The sequence below is a fragment of the Mesorhizobium sp. WSM4819 genome (genome assembly GCF_055811215.1).
On record NZ_JBVVQO010000002.1, the window covers coordinates 118,131 to 135,090 of the forward strand.

Annotated in this window: 16 protein-coding genes and 1 pseudogene; 14 read left to right on the plus strand and 3 right to left on the minus strand. The window is 62.8% G+C overall.

Features of this window, described 5'->3' with window-relative positions:
- From AC0L18_RS02670 to AC0L18_RS02715, 10 genes and pseudogenes are all read left to right on the plus strand, one after another.
- A pseudogene (locus tag AC0L18_RS02670) lies at positions 1-316 on the plus strand (hypothetical protein); the annotation flags it as partial.
- 235 nt (positions 317-551) lie between these two features.
- A complete protein-coding gene (locus tag AC0L18_RS02675; protein WP_473490512.1) occupies positions 552-1,784 on the plus strand; it encodes a phosphopentomutase in 1,233 nt (410 codons plus the stop codon).
- Complete coding sequence (gene mutM, locus AC0L18_RS02680) at positions 1,777-2,679, plus strand: bifunctional DNA-formamidopyrimidine glycosylase/DNA-(apurinic or apyrimidinic site) lyase (RefSeq protein ID WP_473490513.1); 903 nt, start codon at positions 1,777-1,779, stop codon at positions 2,677-2,679. Before AC0L18_RS02675 ends, mutM begins: the two co-directional genes overlap by 8 nt.
- 82 nt (positions 2,680-2,761) lie before the next feature.
- Positions 2,762-3,535, plus strand: coding sequence for an enoyl-CoA hydratase (locus tag AC0L18_RS02685; RefSeq protein ID WP_473490514.1), 774 nt, complete (start codon positions 2,762-2,764; stop codon positions 3,533-3,535).
- A 204-nt stretch (positions 3,536-3,739) separates the two neighbouring features.
- Positions 3,740-4,006: a 30S ribosomal protein S20 gene (gene rpsT, locus AC0L18_RS02690; protein ID WP_023802137.1), complete on the plus strand. Its 267-nt coding sequence runs from the start codon at positions 3,740-3,742 to the stop codon at positions 4,004-4,006.
- A gap of 934 nt (positions 4,007-4,940) precedes the next feature.
- On the plus strand, positions 4,941-6,413 hold the full coding sequence (gene dnaA, locus AC0L18_RS02695; protein ID WP_023802135.1) for a chromosomal replication initiator protein DnaA: 1,473 nt from the start codon (positions 4,941-4,943) through the stop codon (positions 6,411-6,413).
- 347 nt (positions 6,414-6,760) lie between these two features.
- On the plus strand, positions 6,761-7,879 hold the full coding sequence (gene dnaN / locus AC0L18_RS02700) for a DNA polymerase III subunit beta (RefSeq protein WP_023802134.1): 1,119 nt from the start codon (positions 6,761-6,763) through the stop codon (positions 7,877-7,879).
- 128 nt (positions 7,880-8,007) lie between these two features.
- Positions 8,008-9,162 (plus strand): DNA replication/repair protein RecF, encoded by a 1,155-nt coding sequence (gene recF, locus AC0L18_RS02705; protein ID WP_473490515.1) that lies wholly within the window; start codon positions 8,008-8,010, stop codon positions 9,160-9,162.
- Between the two features lie 254 nt (positions 9,163-9,416).
- Complete coding sequence (locus AC0L18_RS02710; RefSeq protein WP_473490516.1) at positions 9,417-10,172, plus strand: molybdopterin-synthase adenylyltransferase MoeB; 756 nt, start codon at positions 9,417-9,419, stop codon at positions 10,170-10,172.
- Positions 10,173-10,190: 18 nt separating this feature from the next.
- Positions 10,191-10,673 carry a GNAT family N-acetyltransferase gene (locus tag AC0L18_RS02715; RefSeq protein ID WP_473490517.1) on the plus strand — a complete coding sequence of 161 codons (483 nt, stop codon included), beginning with the start codon at positions 10,191-10,193 and terminating at the stop codon, positions 10,671-10,673.
- A 28-nt stretch (positions 10,674-10,701) separates the two neighbouring features.
- Here AC0L18_RS02715 and AC0L18_RS02720 read toward each other — a convergent pair whose 3' ends face one another.
- On the minus strand, positions 10,702-11,703 hold the full coding sequence (locus AC0L18_RS02720) for a 2-hydroxyacid dehydrogenase (RefSeq protein ID WP_023802130.1): 1,002 nt from the start codon (positions 11,701-11,703) through the stop codon (positions 10,702-10,704).
- 158 nt (positions 11,704-11,861) lie between these two features.
- On the opposite strand from AC0L18_RS02720, the gene AC0L18_RS02725 reads away from it, so the two are divergent.
- A complete protein-coding gene (locus AC0L18_RS02725) occupies positions 11,862-12,419 on the plus strand; it encodes an SH3 domain-containing protein (protein ID WP_027151699.1) in 558 nt (185 codons plus the stop codon).
- 70 nt (positions 12,420-12,489) lie between these two features.
- Here AC0L18_RS02725 and irrA read toward each other — a convergent pair whose 3' ends face one another.
- Positions 12,490-12,921 (minus strand): iron response transcriptional regulator IrrA, encoded by a 432-nt coding sequence (gene irrA, locus AC0L18_RS02730; RefSeq protein ID WP_023802128.1) that lies wholly within the window; start codon positions 12,919-12,921, stop codon positions 12,490-12,492.
- 243 nt (positions 12,922-13,164) lie between these two features.
- Between irrA and fabA the strand changes: the two genes are divergently transcribed.
- The 3 genes from fabA to fabI all read left to right on the plus strand — a co-directional run bounded on the left by fabA (position 13,165) and on the right by fabI (position 15,857).
- The gene (fabA, locus tag AC0L18_RS02735; protein ID WP_023802127.1) at positions 13,165-13,683 is read left to right on the plus strand and encodes a 3-hydroxyacyl-[acyl-carrier-protein] dehydratase FabA; all 519 of its coding nucleotides are present in this window, start codon (positions 13,165-13,167) and stop codon (positions 13,681-13,683) included.
- A 128-nt stretch (positions 13,684-13,811) separates the two neighbouring features.
- Positions 13,812-15,032, plus strand: coding sequence for a beta-ketoacyl-ACP synthase I (gene fabB / locus AC0L18_RS02740; protein ID WP_473490518.1), 1,221 nt, complete (start codon positions 13,812-13,814; stop codon positions 15,030-15,032).
- Between the two features lie 12 nt (positions 15,033-15,044).
- The gene (fabI, locus tag AC0L18_RS02745) at positions 15,045-15,857 is read left to right on the plus strand and encodes an enoyl-ACP reductase FabI (protein ID WP_473490519.1); all 813 of its coding nucleotides are present in this window, start codon (positions 15,045-15,047) and stop codon (positions 15,855-15,857) included.
- 46 nt (positions 15,858-15,903) lie between these two features.
- On the opposite strand, the gene AC0L18_RS02750 is transcribed toward fabI, so the two are convergent.
- Positions 15,904-16,917, minus strand: a complete 1,014-nt coding sequence (locus AC0L18_RS02750; RefSeq protein WP_473490520.1) for a class I SAM-dependent methyltransferase — start codon at positions 16,915-16,917, stop codon at positions 15,904-15,906.
- Positions 16,918-16,960: the final 43 nt, after the last annotated feature.

Below are 16,960 nucleotides of genomic sequence, written 5' to 3' on the forward strand. Positions count from 1 at the left end.
ACCTTTTGCTCTGGGGAAACAGGAGAGGCGTCTAGTCGCGCCTGTGCGGGAAATGGGCCCCCCAATTTGGGGGGGGGGCGCTTCCCGCGCGGGCGCCGCCAAGAACTCCATCACCACGGTTGCACCGCAGCTCAACGTCAAGGGCACGTTTCTCGTTCGCGTCGAAAGCAACCTGGCATACCAGCCGATCATCACCTGGTCGGCGGACAGTGAAAAGCGGCTTGGCTTCACTTCGGCTTTCAACTCGATATCGATGGGCGAAACCTATTTTCTCAGGCCCCGCAGGAGCCCGATCATTACCTGCGACGCCTGCTGAAACGACGGCGCCCGATCGCCATTGCTATCGGCCTGACACCAGGCGCACGATAGCCGCGGATTCCTTGCATGTCGCATGTGAGTTCCCTCTCGTTTTCGTCGATCCACGCCGATGCCGGCGACAATTCTACCATCGCGCCCGGATGTGCACACAGCCGTCTGGTTCCGAATTGCCAATGGCGGCGCGGCCGCCTATGTCTGGGCGGACAGACAAACGATAATAATGATCCCCTGCAATGGCGCGCGCCTTCCTTTTTGTTCTCGATTCCTTCGGCATCGGCGGCGCGGCCGACGCCGAGCGCTATGGCGACACCGGTTCCAACACGTTCGGACACATCGCTCGAGCCTGCGCGGAAGGCCGGGCGGATCGCGAGGGGCTGCGCAAAGGCCCGCTTTTCGTACCCAACATGCTCTCGCTCGGCCTGGCGCACGCGGCGAAAACCGCGACAGGATTCTGCTTCGACAGCGGCGGCCTGCTTGCCTCCGCCTTCCACGGCGCGGCGCAGGAGATTTCCAGCGGCAAGGACACGCCGTCAGGCCATTGGGAAATCGCTGCCTTGCCGGTCCGCTTCGACTGGGGCTATTTCCCGGACACGGTTCCCGCCTTTCCAGCCGACCTGACCGAAGCGATCATTCGCGAAGGAAAGGTGCCGGGCATTCTCGGCAATTGCCATGCTCCGGGCACCGAGATCATCGAGCGGTACGGCGAGGAGCATGTCCGCACCAGCAAGCCGATCTGCTACACTTCGGTCGACTCCGTCCTGCAGATCGCCGCGCATGAAGTTCACTTCGGCTTGGAGCGGCTCTACGAATTCTGCAAGGTGGTGCGCAGGCTGGTCGATCCCCTGAACATCGGACGGGTGATCGCGCGGCCTTTCATTGGCGAAACCGCCGCCAGCTTCGAACGGACGCACAACCGCCGGGACTATTCGGTGCCGCCGCCAGAACCGACCCTGCTCGACCGGCTGACGGCGCGCGGCAGCCGGGTCATCGCGGTCGGCAAGATCGGCGACATCTTCGCCCATCGCGGCATTTCGGAAGTGCGCAAGGCCGCCGGCAACATGGCGATGTTCGACAAGGCGCTCGGCGCGATGGATGACGCGGGCGACGGCGACCTCGTCTTCGCCAATTTCGTCGATTTCGACACCGAGTTCGGCCATCGGCGCGACGTTGCCGGCTATGCCGCTGCGCTCGAGGCCTTCGACCGGCGGCTGCCGGAGGCGCTTGCACGGCTCAGGGAAGGCGACCTTCTCATCCTCACGGCCGACCATGGCAACGATCCGACCTGGCACGGCACCGATCATACGCGCGAACGCATTCCGGTGATCGGCACCGGACCGGGCTTTGGCGGCGACATCGGGCTGAGAGCGACATTCGCCGACATCGGTGAAACCGTCGCCGAGCATCTTGGCTTGGCACGCGGCCGTCACGGCGCCTCCTTCTATAAAGCGATAGGCGGCCATGCCTGAGTTGCCTGAGGTCGAAACGGTGCGGCGGGGCCTGCAGCCGGTTCTGGAAGGCGCCCGCATCGCCCGCGTCGAGGCGCGCCGGCCCGACCTGCGCTTTCCGTTTCCCGAGAATTTTTTGGAGAGGCTGACCGGCAAGACGATTACGGCGCTCGGCCGCCGGGCCAAATACCTGACGATGCACCTGGAAGGCGGTCCGGTGCTGATCTGCCATCTCGGCATGTCGGGCTCGTTCCGCATCGAAACGTCTGATGACACGCCCGAAAGCAGCGAAATGCTGGGCGCGTTTTATCATGAGCGCCCGAAGGCCGCGGTGCACGACCATGTGGTCTTCCATATCGTCTCTCCCCAAGGCGCCCGGTCCCGGGTGACCTTCAACGATCCGCGCCGTTTCGGCTTCATGCTGTTTTCCGAAGGAGCGCCTGACACGCATCCGATGCTGGCGGGGCTTGGCGTCGAGCCGACAGGCAATGCGTTGGACGGCGAGCTGCTCGCCTCGCTGCTGAAAGGCCGGAAGTCGCCGCTAAAGGCAGCACTTCTCGATCAGCGGCTGATCGCCGGGCTCGGCAATATCTATGTGTCGGAGGCGCTGTGGCGCGCCGGCCTGTCGCCGTTGCGCGAGGCGGGCACCATCGCAAAGCCTGGAAAGAAGGCCAAACAGCAGCGCGACGCACTGGCCGAAGCAATCCGCGAAGTGATCGCCGATGCGATCGCCGCCGGTGGATCGTCGCTGCGCGACTACGTGCAGACCGACGGGTCACTGGGCTATTTCCAGCATTCGTTCGCGGTCTATGATCGCGAGGGCGAGGCCTGCCCCAAGCACGGCTGCGGCGGCCATATAGAGCGCATCGTGCAAAGCGGGCGTTCCACCTTCTATTGCCGGACCTGTCAGTTGTGACTTAGGTGGGGATGTAAGCCAGGTGCCAGGGTGTGAGTTGGACGCCTGATGCAAGGAGATGACCGAGTGAGGAGATACAGTCATGGCCTATGAAACGATTATCGTCGAAACCCGCGGCAAGGTAGGGCTGATCACGCTGAACCGGCCGAAGGCGCTCAATGCGCTGAACTCGCAGGTCCTGGCGGACGTGGTCGTGGCCGTGAACGGCTTCTGCGCGAATGCCGACATCGGCGCGATGGTCATCACCGGCTCCGAAAAAGCCTTCGCGGCAGGTGCCGACATCAAGGAAATGCAGGCGATCTCTTTTGTCGACGCCTATGTGCAGGATTTCTTTATCGGCTGGGAAGAGCTCACCCGGGCGCGCAAGCCTGTCATCGCGGCGGTGGCCGGCTATGCGCTCGGCGGCGGCTGCGAACTGGCGATGATGTGCGATTTCATCATCGCCGCCGACAATGCCAAGTTCGGCCAGCCCGAGATCACGCTCGGCGTCATGCCGGGCATGGGCGGATCGCAGCGCCTGACCCGTTTCGTCGGCAAGTCGAAGGCGATGGACATGTGCCTGACCGGACGGATGATGGATGCGGCGGAAGCCGAGCGTTGCGGCCTGGTGTCGCGTGTCGTGCCCGCCGGCGAATTGCTCGAGGAGGCGTTGAAGGCGGCGGCCAAGATAGCCGATTTTTCGCTGCCGTCGGTGATGATGGCGAAAGAGGCCGTCAACCGCGCCTATGAAACGACACTGGCCGAGGGGCTGCGGTTCGAGCGCCGGCTGTTTCACTCACTGTTTGCGCTCGATGACCAGAAGGAAGGCATGGCGGCCTTTGTCGATAAGCGGAAGCCAAATTTCTCGAACCGCTAGCCAAATTTCTCGAACTGGTAGATGGCGACGACATCAGCCGGGAGCGAGCGACAGCAGCGGCCCAAAAAGAAGGCGAAGCAGCGTTGACGCGCCGGAAAAGCTGAACTATAAGCCGCACCAACCGAGGCGGCCCTGTGGCTGCCCGTTTGTTTTTTGCGCCTTGCGGCATCCCGCATGCGCCCACCAGATCAGAAGAGAGGCATCATGGCCAATACCTCCTCGGCCAAAAAGGCAACGCGCAAGATCGCCCGCCGCACGGCGATCAACAAGAACCGCCGCTCGCGCGTGCGGACCTACATCCGCCAGGTCGAAGAGGCGCTCGCCTCGGGCGACAAGGCGGCCGCGCAGGCTGCTTTCAAGGTGGCTGAGCCGGAATTGATGCGCGCCGCGAGCAAGGGCGTGGTGCACAAGAATACGGCATCCCGCAAGGTGTCGCGCCTGGCCCAGCGCCTCAAGGTGTTGTCGGCCTAACCCGGATATCCGGGCTGATATACCTTTACTAAACTTGTCCTTTTCAGACCCGGCCGCTCGTGCCGGGTTTTTTCGTTTGCCGGCAAGTACTTAAAAAGAAAGCCCGCAAGCAACACCCCGCACGATTTCGAAGTTCGAATTGCTTTGCCGGCATATACATGCCGGCTGACAGGCGCAGCCGCTCAAAGCGTTCACGGCGAAAATATCAACTGTCGAAAATCGCCTTTATTTTTCAAACGGTTGCAGACGGTCATCCACAGCTTGTTCACATCGGGTGCGAGGGATGGGGGACAATTGCCTGTCAAGAAAATTATTTGATAAAATTTCGCGCGACGCGGCCTTTTTCACATTCGCCGGAAAAGGGTTTGAATCACAATGGGTTTGTCAAAACAAGCCAGTGCAACGCAGGCTCCGAACACGTTTGCGCTAACCACATTCCTTAAAAATCCGTTAGTCGTGGCCTTGCCCTATCCACAGCGATTTCGCTAAGGTCTGTCTATCGAGAGGGACGGGCCGTTGGCCCTTAACCCAGCCTGAATCGGCCAGCACAAAATGGCAGAATTCATGACGCGGATCATCTCCGCGTACGGGTTTGGTTTGCCTTTTCGATACGGTAGGGGAATGGCGTAATTGTACATGGCAGATCAATGACGCGCCGGCGTTTCGCCGGGCGGAATTGTATTGCCCTGACATGACCAAAGCGGGCTGGCTCCGAGGAGCCGGCGCCGGTTCCCCGACAATGAGGCGACATCAGCTGCCGGCGGCGGCGATGGTGTCGCTGTGAGGACACGGTCGCCGGAAACATGGATGCAGGAGGCGCATTCCCGGCGGAAAAAGGTACAAAAGGACAAGGAACTCGATCATGCAGAGCGGCATCGAAAGGGAGCTTACGGGCGACCTCCCATTCCCTGGGACCTTAACCGGAGGGGACGCTATGTCGGCTTCCATCGACGCGGAACAAAAGTTCGACCGGGTCAAGGCCCAGTTGAAGGCGCGTCTAGGAACCGAAGTCTATTCGAGCTGGTTCGGGCGCATGAAGGTCGCCGAGGCGTCCCGGGGCATTGTCCGTATCTCGGTGCCCACCGCCTTCCTGCGCTCGTGGATCAACGGCCACTACCTCGACCTCATCGCCGAGCTGTGGAAACACGAGGATCCTGAAATCCTCAAGATCGAGATCGTCGTGCGCACCGCTACCCGCCCGGGGCGCAACGGCGTCGAGCCCGAAGTGGCCCCGGCGCGCAAGATGACCAGGCAGGCGCAAACGGCGCTGGCCGCGGGAACAGCGGCCCCCGGCAGGGTGGAGCGGGTACCGGCACCTCGCCCGGGAATGCCTGCCGAGACCGAGTTCCGGCACAATGTGCTCGGTTCGCCGCTTGACCCGCGCTACACGTTCGGCTCCTTCATCGAAGGACCGTCGAACCGGGTGGCCTTCGCCGCCGCCAAGGCGGTGGCGGAATCGCAGTCGAGCGCGGTGCGCTTCAATCCGCTGTTTCTGCACGCGACGGTGGGGCTGGGCAAGACGCACCTGCTGCAGGCGATCGCGGCGGAATCGCTGAAGCAGAATCCGAAATCGCGCGTCGTCTATCTCACGGCCGAATATTTCATGTGGCGGTTTGCCACCGCGATCCGCGACAACAACGCGCTGACGCTGAAGGAACAATTGCGCGACATCGACCTCCTCATCATCGACGACATGCAGTTCCTGCAAGGCAAGTCGATCCAGCATGAATTCTGCCATCTGATCAACATGCTGCTCGACAGCGCCAAGCAGGTGGTGGTCGCCGCCGACCGGCCGCCGTCGGAACTGGAATCGCTGGAGCCCCGCGTCCGCTCGCGCCTCAACGGCGGCGTCGCGCTCGAAATGTCGGCGCCGGATTTCGCCATGCGGATCGGCATGCTCAAGCTGCGCCTTGCCACCGCCAAGGCCGACGATCAATCGCTCGACATCTCGGAGGAGATCCTCAACCATGTCGCCCGCACGGTGACCGGCAGCGGGCGCGAACTCGAAGGTGCGTTCAACCAGCTCCTGTTCCGCCAGTCGTTCGAACCGCAGATCACCATCGACCGCATCGATGAGATCCTCGGCCACATCTATCGTTCGGGCGAGCCGAAGCGGGTGCGCATCGAGGACATCCAGCGCATCGTCGCGCGCCACTACAATGTGTCGAAGACGGAACTTCTGTCCAACCGGCGCACCCGCACCATCGTCAAGCCGCGGCAGGTCGCGATGTACCTGTCGAAGGTGATGACACCGCGCTCCTTGCCGGAGATCGGGCGGCGTTTCGGTGGCCGCGATCACACGACGGTGCTGCACGCCGTGCGCAAGATCGAGGATCTTTCAGGCGTCGACAACACGCTGGCGCAGGAACTCGAATTGCTGAGAAGACTGATCAACGACCAGGCCTGACCGGCCCGAAAAACAAAGGCGTGTCGCGTCTGGATGGCCGCGACGCGCTTGTTATCTTCGTCCTTATGCACGTCGTTGCCGCAAAAACCGCTGCGCACCCTCGGGCCTGACCCAGGGCCTGACCCGGGCCTGACCCGAGGGCATACTTTTGGGCGACGAGCATTGGCTTGCGGGCTTGCCCAGTTTTATCCTGGGAAAGCCCGGGTAACCGGCCGGAAGCGGCAGCGCGGGCTTGCGTTCACCGGTTTTTTCCTGTCAGTTTGTGCAGATTCTGAGCCTGTTCAGACCTTTCGCGGGTTGCCGCTTGCCGGAGATCCGCTCATTCATTCAAGCGAGCCTGTTTCGTCATGCGTGTTATCCTGGAACGGTCAAATCTCCTGAAGTCGCTCAACCACGTTCATCGCGTGGTCGAACGGCGCAACACCATACCGATCCTGTCGAACGTGCTGCTGAGCGCCGAAGGCGCCACCCTTGAAATGAAGGCGACCGACCTCGACCTGGAGGTGACCGAAGCCACGCCCGCCAAGGTCGAGCGCGGCGGGGCGACGACGGTTCCGGCGCACCTGCTCTACGACATCGTGCGCAAGCTCGCCGACGGCGCGGAGGTCATGCTGAAGACCGACGAGGACGGCAACGCCATGACGGTGACCTCGGGCCGCTCGAGCTTCCGCCTCCAGTGCCTGCCGCAATCCGATTTTCCGGAGCTTTCGGCCGGATCGTTCTCGCATATCTTCCGGCTCGATTCGGTCGCGCTCAAGGGCCTGATCGAGAAGACCCAATTCGCCATCTCCACCGAAGAGACGCGCTACTACCTGAACGGCATCTACCTGCACACGCATGACGCCGACGGCAAGCTGAAGCTGCGCTCGGTAGCGACCGACGGCCATCGGCTGGCGCGCGCCGAGATCGACGCGCCGGCAGGATCGGAAGGCATGCCGGGCATCATCATTCCGCGCAAGACGGTCAGCGAATTGCAAAAGCTCGTCGATGACCCGGATATCGCGGTGACCACCGAATTGTCCGACACCAAGATCCGCTTCACCATCGGCAGCGTCGTTTTGACCTCGAAGCTGATCGACGGCACCTTCCCGGACTATCAGCGGGTGATCCCGACCGGCAACGACAAGAAGCTGATCATCGACCGCCAGAGTTTCGCCGCCGCCGTCGACCGCGTCTCGACCATTTCGTCCGAACGCGGCCGGGCGGTGAAGCTTTCGATTGGAGAAGGCCAGGTCACGCTTGCAGTCAACAATCCGGATTCGGGCAGCGCCACCGAAGAACTGGCCGCGGATTATTCGTCCGACGCGATCGAAATCGGCTTCAACGCCAAATATCTGCTCGACGTCGCCGCCCAGTTGACCGGTACCGAGGCAAAATTCATGCTGGCGGATGCCGGCTCGCCAACGCTGATCCACGACATGGCCGACGAAACCACGCTCTACGTGCTGATGCCGATGCGGGTCTGATGCAAGTCGCGCAAAAGTGTGCAGCGGTTTTGCGATAACGACATGCATAAAACAACAACCTAAAGCGCGTCGCATGAGGCCGGTCAAACGCGGCGCGCTTTAGGCCCGAACGAGGCCATCTTGCTGTCATGACCGGAGTTGCGAAGCAGCCTGAGCGCGAACAGCAGACTCATATAAGTAAGCTTTCGCTTACCAATTTCCGCAATTACACAACACTGTCGATCGATCTCGATCCCGGCCCGGTGGTTTTTTCCGGTGACAATGGTGCCGGCAAAACCAATCTGCTGGAGGCGATTTCCCTGTTGACACCGGGGCGCGGCCTGCGCCGTGCGCCTTATGCCGACGTGGCGCGCGAAGGCGGCGACGGCGGCTTTGCCATCCATGCCCGGCTCGATGGACCGGACGGCCCGGTCGAGATCGGCACCGGCATCGCAGGCGGCGACGCCGCCGAGAGCGGCCGGCGGGTGCGGATCAACGGCGCGGCGGCGCGCTCGGCGGAGGACATGCTGGAATGGCTGCGCGTCGTCTGGCTGACACCGGCGATGGATGCATTGTTCACCGGGCCGGCCGCAGATCGGCGGCGCTTTCTCGACCGGCAGGTGCTGGCGATCGATCCGGGCCACGGCCAGCGCGCGCTCGACTACGAAAAAGCGATGCGCGGCCGCAATCGACTGCTTGCCGAAGGCTCGCGCGACGGCGCCTGGTTCGATGCGATCGAGACGCAAATGGCCGAAACCGGTGTGGCGATTGCCGCGGCGCGTGCCGAACTGATGCGCCTGCTCGCCGCCATGATCGACAGGCTGCCAAGCTCCGGTCCGTTTCCGCAAGCCGACATCGGCCTGTCCGGCGCACTGGAAAGCGAGGTCGCAACCAGCGCGGCTGTCGATGTCGAGGAGCGGTTCCGCCGCACTCTTGCCGAAGCGCGCGATCGCGACCGCGCCGCCGGGCGCACGCTCGACGGGCCGCACCGGTCGGATCTCGTGGTACGGCACCGGCCAAAGGCGATGCCGGCCGAAGTCTGTTCGACTGGCGAGCAGAAGGCGCTGCTGGTCGGCATGGTCCTGTCGCACGCCCGGCTGACCGGCGAGATGTCTGGCATGACGCCGATCCTGCTGCTCGACGAAATCGCCGCCCATCTCGACGCGGGCCGACGCGCCGCGCTGTTCTCGATCCTCGAAGAGCTGAATTGCCAGGCTTTCATGACCGGGACCGATGCGGCGCTGTTTTCCAGTCTCAACGGACGCGCGCAGTTTTTGACGGTCGATCATGGGGCGGTTAGGTAATGAATGGTGAATGGTGAATGGTGAATGGTGAATGGTGAATGGTGAATGGTGAATGGTGAATGGTGAATGGTGAATGGTAGTGAGTGTACCCTCACTCCACTGTCCACTGTCCACTGTCCACTGTCCACTGTCCACTGTCCACTGTCCACTGTCCACCACTACCGGCTACCAGCTACTCCCTACTCCCTACTCACTACTCACTATTCACCATTCACTATTCACTATTCACTATTCACCCCCTATATGGTCCGGCGATGATCACCACCGCGCTCACCAACGAAGAACTCGAACGCTACGCCCGCCACATCGTGCTGCCCGAGATCGGCGGCGCCGGCCAGCAGCGACTGAAGCGGGCTCGGGTCCTGGTCATCGGCGCCGGCGGGCTGGGAGCGCCGGTGCTTGAATATCTTGCCGCAGCCGGCGTCGGCACACTCGGCATCGTCGACGACGACAGCGTCTCGCTGTCGAATCTGCAAAGGCAGGTGATCCACGGCACCGGCGCTGTCGGCATGGCGAAGACCGACAGCGCCAAGGCGGCGATCGCCCGCATCAACCCCAACGTCGCCGTGGAACTGCACAATCTCAGGCTGACGGCGGACAACGCCCCTGCCCTTGTCGCCGGTTATGACATCGTCGTCGACGGCTCCGACAATTTCGAAACCCGTTATGCGGTGGCCGACGCCTGCGCTGCCGAAAAGCGGCCGCTGGTCCATGCCGCCGTCGGCCGCTTCGACGGCTCGGTGACCGTGCTGAAACCGTTCGAAACCGGCACGGATGGCAGGCCGAATCCGAGTTATCGCGATCTTTTCCCGGAACCACCGCCGGCCGGCCTGGTGCCATCCTGCGCCGTGGCCGGCGTGCTCGGCGTGCTGACCGGCGTCGTCGGCACGCTGCAGGCCATGGAGGCGATCAAGCTGATCGCCGGCATCGGCGAACCGCTGGTCGGCCGGCTGCTGCTTTACGATGCATTGGCCGCCCGCTTCGACACGATCCGCTACAAGAGCAGCTAGAACAAGAGCAGCTAGATTTTGGACAGCCTGGATTCCGTCGCGCAGCTTCCGGCCGATTTCGACCGTTGGGACGAGGTGCTGGCGCTGATCATGCGCGCCTTCGCTGCCATGGATGGCGTCATCGATCCGCCATCCTCGGCGCATCGGCTCACGGTCGAAAATCTCCGGGACAAGGCCCGGCAGGAGACGGGCTTTGCGGCGCTGAAGGGCGGCAGGATTGTCGGCTGCGTTTTTGTCCTGGAGCGGGCCAACGATTTCTATGTCGGAAAGCTCGCGGTCGAACCGGACTTTCAGGGACAAGGCATTGCCAGGCGGCTGATGCAAGCTGTCGAGAATCTTGCCCGCTACCGCGGCAAGCCTGCGATCGAGCTTCAGACGCGGATCGAATTGACCGGGAACCACGCGGCCTTTGCCCGCCTCGGCTTTCGCGAAACGGAACGGACGGCGCACAGTGGCTATGACCGACCGACCTCGATCACCATGCGCAAGGTGCTTTCGTAAGCCTACGCTAACTTACGATGGTAGCCAGTCACGTCCGCAGCGGCAGCACGCGATCCGGCGGCCGATGGCCATCGAAGAAGGCGCGGATGTTGATGATCACCTTCTCGCCCATGTCGATCCGGCCTTCGAGCGTCGCCGACCCCATATGCGGCAACAGCACGACCTTGCCCTTGGCGGCGAGCTTCAGTAATTTGCTGTTCAGCGCTGGCTCATGCTCGTAGACATCGAGCCCGGCGCCGGCGATCTTGCCGTCCTGGATCAGCTTGACCAGAGAGTCCTCGTCGATGATGTCGCCGCGCGCCGTGTTGACGATGTAAGCGGACGGTTGCAGAAGCGCCAGCCGCCGCGCCGAAAGCAGATGGAAGGTCGCCGGCGTCGACGGACAATTGACCGATATGATGTCCATGCGGGCAAGCATCTGGTCGAGGCTTTCCCAATAGGTCGCCTCCAGCTCATCCTCGACCGCGGCAAGCACGCGATGGCGGTTGTGATAGTGGATCGACAGGCCAAAGGCCTTGGCCCGCCGGGCGACGGCGGTGCCGATGCGGCCCATGCCGACAATGCCGAGACGTTTGCCCCAGATACGCCGGCCAAGCATCCAGGTCGGCGACCAGCCGGCCCATTTCTTGTCGCCGGTCAGCACATTGGCGCCTTCCGCCAGCCGCCGCGGCACCGCCAGCATCAGCGCCATGGTCATGTCGGCGGTATCTTCGGTCAAAACGTTCGGCGTGTTGGTGACGGTAATGCCCTTCTTCGCTGCTGCTGACACGTCGATCTTGTCGACGCCGTTGCCGAAATTGGCGATCAGCTTGAGGTTGTCGCCGGCCTGGGCGATCAGCGCCGCGTCGATTTGATCGGTTATGGTCGGCACCAGCACGTCGGCTTCCTTGACCGCCGCGACCAGTTCCGGCTGCGTCATCGGCCGGTCTTCGACATTCAGCCGGGCGTCGAACAGCTCACGCATGCGGGTCTCGACCGGGTCGGGCAGCTTGCGCGTGATGACGACGAGGGGCCTTTTTCTGCCTACCATTGTTTCCTCGAACCCGACCTCGTTGAGACCTCTTTAACCAAGACAGGCGAAACTGCAGGCCGGTCGCGGTGCCAGTTCTCCATGTAACAAGAGGTTCCGCCGAAGACAAAGAAAAAGGGGCGCCAGGGCCGATGAGCCGGCGCCGAAAGGGAACGAAAGTGTCTGGTTTCGCGTCGCTCCGCCTGGCCCTCAGCGCAGCATTTCTCGGCGCTCTGCTTTATTCCCCGGATGTGGCGGCACAGAATGCGGCAGCACCGACCCAGAGCGTCACGCTCGGGCCGAGCGGCCTGCCGCTGCCGCGCTTCGTCAGCCTGAAAGCCGGCCGCGTCAACTCCCGCGTCGGACCAGGCGTCAACTATTCCGTCGACTGGATGTATATGAAACCCGGCCTGCCGATGGAGATCATCCAGGAATTCGACACCTGGCGTCGGGTGCGCGATGCCGACGGCTCGGAAGGCTGGATCAACCAGTCGCTGCTTTCAGGTCGCCGCACGGCGATCGTAGCACCCTGGCAGCGCGGCAAAGATGCCCGAATCAACCTACTCGACGACCCGCAAAAGGATGCCGGCATCGTCGCAATCGTCGAGCCTGGCGCCATGGGCACGATCAAGTCCTGTGACGGCCAGTGGTGCGAAATGACCTTCAGTGGCCACACCGGCTGGCTCGCCCAGTCGCTGGTCTGGGGCGCCTATCCCGGCGAACGGGTCAAGGACTGACTCTTCTTGCCGGTCGAGTCCGGAGGCCGATACCGGCGAAACGATATCTCGCGGCCTTATGACGAGCCGATCACTCGCAGCGTTTGGGGCGCAGCCTCACCACGATATCGACATTGGCGATCTCCATGCCCTCCGGCGGCTCCGGCAGGTTGGAAACCGTGACAGGACCGCTGGCGATGTCAAAAATCCTGTTTTCGCCCTCAATGTAGAAATGATGGTGATCGGAGGTGTTGGTGTCGAAGTAGGTCTTCGACCCCTCGACGGCCAGGATGCGCAGAAGGCCCGCCTGGGTGAATTGATGAAGGGCGTTGTAGACGGTGGCGAGCGATACCGGCACGCCGGCGGCGATCGCCTCCTCGTGCAGTTCCTCGGCCGACAGATGGCGGTCGCCTTTGGCAAAAAGCAGATCGGCCAGCGCAATGCGCTGACGCGTCGGCCTCAGGCCAGCTTCGCGAACCCGCTTGTCCACAGCGACATTTTCCTTCCGGCAGCCCAGATCCATCTATCCGTCCAAGCTCAAGTTTCGCCTCAAAACCTGTCCAGAACGGCAAAAAACCAACTTTGACCGAACCTGGACATCCCCCGACATATATTCTGTCGGCCGAACACGATCAATAGCGCGCATTGACCCCGGCAGGCGGGCGGGTTAAGCGCAAACGCCGGTTTCCGGCCTGAAATAGATTGTGTTAGGAAACCAACGACAAGGGCGCGCTACCGCCCGGACGATTATTGGGGACGGAGACTGATGGCGGTTTCGAAATCCAGCTACGATTACGAGGAACTGCTTGCCTGCGCCCGCGGCGAGCTGTTCGGACCTGGAAACGCCCAGCTGCCCTATCCGCCGATGCTGATGTTCGACCGCATCACCGAAATCAGCGAGACCGGCGGCGCCTTCGACAAGGGCTTCATCCGCGCCGAGTTCGACATCAAGCCGGACCTGTGGTTTTTCGCCTGCCACTTCATCGGCAACCCGATCATGCCGGGATGCCTGGGCCTCGACGCCATGTGGCAATTGACGGGATTCTACCTCGGCTGGCTCGGCGAGCCGGGCAAGGGCATGGCGCTGTCGACCGGCGAAGTGAAATTCAAAGGTATGGTGACGCCGTCGGTCAAGAAGGTAGAATATGGCGTGGATTTCAAGCGCGTGATGCGCGGCCGGCTGGTGCTGGGTATCGCCGATGGCTGGCTGAAGGCGGATGGCGAACCCATATACGCAGCAACGGATCTCAAGGTGGGTCTGTCCAAGCAATCGGCCGCCGCCTGACCGGCGCCTGCGCAGCGCGGCGAGTCCGCGGGAGGCGCAAAGGAAGCTGTAGAACTTAATTTGCGCATCCTTGTCCGGCAGGTTTCGGTCCGGCAGGTTTCGGGTTCATGCGCTGGAAGGAGTTGCGAATGAGACGGGTCGTAGTGACAGGCCTCGGCATCGTGTCGTCGATCGGCAACAATGCCAACGAGGTGCAGGCCTCGCTGCATGATGCCAGATCCGGCATCAGCTTCTCCGATTCCTTCGCCGAACACGGCTTCCGCTGCCAGGTCTGGGGAGCGCCGACGCTCGACCCCGCCGCGCTGATCGATCGCCGCGCCATGCGCTTCCTGTCGCAAGGTGCGGCCTGGAACCATGTCGCCATGGACCAGGCGATCGTGGACGCTGGACTTGGCGAGAGCGACATCACCAATGAGCGCACAGGTATCGTCATGGGATCGGGCGGACCATCGACCAGAACCATCGTCGAAGCCGCTGAAACCACGCTGAAGAACGGCAGCCCCAAGCGCATCGGCCCGTTCGCGGTGCCGAAAGCGATGTCGTCGACCGCTTCGGCGACGCTCGCCACCTGGTTCAAGATCCACGGCGTCAATTATTCGATCTCTTCGGCCTGCTCGACCTCGGCGCATTGCATCGGCAATGGCTACGAACTGATCCAGTGGGGCAAGCAGGACATGGTCTTCGCCGGCGGCCATGAGGATCTCGACTGGACGATGTCGGACCTGTTCGACGCGATGGGCGCCATGTCCTCCAAGTTCAACGACCGGGCATCGGCTGCCTCGCGCGCCTATGACGTCGATCGCGACGGCTTCGTCATCGCCGGCGGCGCCGGCGTGCTGGTCCTGGAAGAGCTCGAGCACGCCAAGGCGCGCGGCGCCAAGATCTACGCCGAGGTCGTCGGCTATGGCGCGACCTCCGACGGCTTCGACATGGTGGCGCCCTCGGGCGAAGGCGCGGTGCGCTGCATGCGGCAGGCGCTGGCGACAGTCTCTTCGCCGGTCGACTACATCAACACGCACGGCACCTCGACGCCGGTCGGCGACTCCAGGGAGATGGGCGCGATCCGCGAGGTGTTCGGCGAAAACATGCCGTTCATCACCTCGACGAAATCGCTGACCGGCCACTCGCTGGGTGCGGCCGGCGTGCAGGAATCGATCTACTCGATCCTGATGATGCAAGGCGGCTTCATCGGCGAGAGCGCCCACATCGAGCAGCTCGATCCGGAATTCGAGGGTATGCCGATCGTGCGAGAGCGCATCGACGATGCCAGGATCGACACCGTCCTGTCCAACTCGTTCGGTTTCGGCGGCACCAACGCAACGCTGATTTTCCAGCGCTATTCCGCATAAGGACAGCCGACCATGGACGGATTGATGAAGGGCAAGCGCGGGCTTGTCATGGGTGTCGCCAACGACCATTCGATCGCCTGGGGCATCGCCCGGAAACTGTCCGAACATGGGGCGGAACTCGCCTTCACCTATCAGGGCGAAGCCTTCGGGCGCCGGGTCAAGCCGCTCGCCGACAAGCTCGGCTCCTCGCTGGTCGTGCCTTGCGACGTTGAGGACAGCGCATCGGTTGCCGCTACCTTCGAGACCTTGGGCGAGGCCTGGGGCGGGCTGGACTTCGTCGTCCACGCCATCGGCTTTTCCGACAAGAACGAGCTGAAAGGCCTTTACGCCGACACCAGCCGCGAAAATTTCGTCCGCACTATGGTCATCTCCTGCTATTCCTTCACCGAGGTCGCCCGTCATGCGGCCGCGCTGATGAGGGACGGCGGCTCGATGATCACGCTGACCTATGCCGGTTCGGTCCGCGTCATGCCGAACTACAACGTCATGGGCGTCGCCAAGGCCGGGCTTGAAGCCAGCGTCCGCTATCTCGCCAACGACTACGGCCCGCGCGGCATCAGGGTGAACGGCATATCCGCCGGACCGGTGCGGACACTGGCCGGCGCCGGGATTTCCGACGCACGCCACATGTTTTCCTACCAGCAGCGCAACTCGCCGCTGCGCCGCACAGTGACCATCGACGAAGTCGGTGGTTCCGCGCTCTATCTGCTGTCCGACCTGTCGTCGGGCGTCACCGGCGAAATCCACTATGTCGATTCCGGCTACCACATCGTCTCGATGCCGGCGCTCGACGAGCTGAAGCGGACCGACAGCGGACGAGAGTAATTTAATTTCGGCCGCAGAAGATGCCGTTGTCCGCGTGAACCAGCCTTCAGCGGCGCGCCGCGAAAACCTTGAACATGCGGTCGCGGGCAATCTCGGCATGGCTGGAGAAGGCGGCCGCCAGCACCGGCTCGTAGGGAAGCTGGCGGTTCGCCACCATGAACAGCCGACCGCCCGGCTTCAGCGCCTTTGCCGCGGCGCGGACCATGCCGGCGCCGATCTCCGGCTCGGCCGCCCGGCTGCGATGGAAGGGCGGGTTCATGGCGATGGCGTCATAGCGCCGCTCGACCGGCTCGCTCAAAAGATCGATCCAGAAGAAACCGGGTTCCGCCGCTGTATTGCCGATATTGCCTTTCGCCGCCTCCAGCGCATCGAACTCGGCCTCGTAGAGATCGAGCGCCGATATGCCAGGTGAGCGGGCGGCGACCTCGGCCGCCACATAGCCCCAGCCGGCGCAGAAATCGGCAACGCTGCCACGCAGGTCGCCGGGGAGATTGTCGACCAGCAATCTCGAACCTGCATCGATCTTATCGAAAGAAAACATGCTTGGTGCGGTGCGGAACCGATCCTCGACCAGAAGGGCGGGATTGGCAGCGCGAAGCGCTGCCGCGACCGCAGCATCGGCAGGTCGATGAAACCAGAAGGCGATGCCGTGATGTTTCGGCAAATGGCCGTCGAGCGGCACAAGCTCGTCGATGCGCTTGCGCAGGCTGGCAATGCCATCGTCCTTGGCGCCGGCAACGACAATCGATCCGCCCGGCCGCACACGCTCAATCGCCTCGGCGATGCGCAATTCGTTCTGCCCGCGATGGCGGCCGGCAAGCACCAATGCCGCATCGAAACCTTCGCCCTCCAGGCGCGGCGTGACGGTGAAACCGGCCGCCTGCAGCGCGCGAAAGTGCGGCCGGAAGCCTTGCACAAGATGCAGTGCTGCATCAAAACCTTCGGGCAGGCGGAAGCCCGGCTCAGCGCCCAGAAAGAGGACACGCTCGCCCTTACGCGGCAAGGAAACAGCCTCCGCCTCGAACGGATGGAACAGTGTCTTCAGCGGCTCAGCGGACATTTTTCGATCTCGAAGTGCAGCTGGCTTGACCAGAAAATGAAAG

Bases quoted from the DNA above. Each gene is read 5' to 3' on its own strand.
- AC0L18_RS02675 (WP_473490512.1), top strand. From the start codon at position 552: ATGGCGCGCGCCTTCCTTTTTGTTCTCGATTCCTTCGGCATCGGCGGC.
- mutM (WP_473490513.1), top strand. From the start codon at position 1,777: ATGCCTGAGTTGCCTGAGGTCGAAACGGTGCGGCGGGGCCTGCAGCCG.
- AC0L18_RS02685 (WP_473490514.1), top strand. From the start codon at position 2,762: ATGGCCTATGAAACGATTATCGTCGAAACCCGCGGCAAGGTAGGGCTG.
- rpsT (WP_023802137.1), top strand. From the start codon at position 3,740: ATGGCCAATACCTCCTCGGCCAAAAAGGCAACGCGCAAGATCGCCCGC.
- dnaA (WP_023802135.1), top strand. From the start codon at position 4,941: ATGTCGGCTTCCATCGACGCGGAACAAAAGTTCGACCGGGTCAAGGCC.
- dnaN (WP_023802134.1), top strand. From the start codon at position 6,761: ATGCGTGTTATCCTGGAACGGTCAAATCTCCTGAAGTCGCTCAACCAC.
- recF (WP_473490515.1), top strand. From the start codon at position 8,008: ATGACCGGAGTTGCGAAGCAGCCTGAGCGCGAACAGCAGACTCATATA.
- AC0L18_RS02710 (WP_473490516.1), top strand. From the start codon at position 9,417: ATGATCACCACCGCGCTCACCAACGAAGAACTCGAACGCTACGCCCGC.
- AC0L18_RS02720 (WP_023802130.1), bottom strand. From the start codon at position 11,703: ATGGTAGGCAGAAAAAGGCCCCTCGTCGTCATCACGCGCAAGCTGCCC.
- irrA (WP_023802128.1), bottom strand. From the start codon at position 12,921: ATGGATCTGGGCTGCCGGAAGGAAAATGTCGCTGTGGACAAGCGGGTT.
- fabA (WP_023802127.1), top strand. From the start codon at position 13,165: ATGGCGGTTTCGAAATCCAGCTACGATTACGAGGAACTGCTTGCCTGC.
- fabB (WP_473490518.1), top strand. From the start codon at position 13,812: ATGAGACGGGTCGTAGTGACAGGCCTCGGCATCGTGTCGTCGATCGGC.
- fabI (WP_473490519.1), top strand. From the start codon at position 15,045: ATGGACGGATTGATGAAGGGCAAGCGCGGGCTTGTCATGGGTGTCGCC.
- AC0L18_RS02750 (WP_473490520.1), bottom strand. From the start codon at position 16,917: ATGTCCGCTGAGCCGCTGAAGACACTGTTCCATCCGTTCGAGGCGGAG.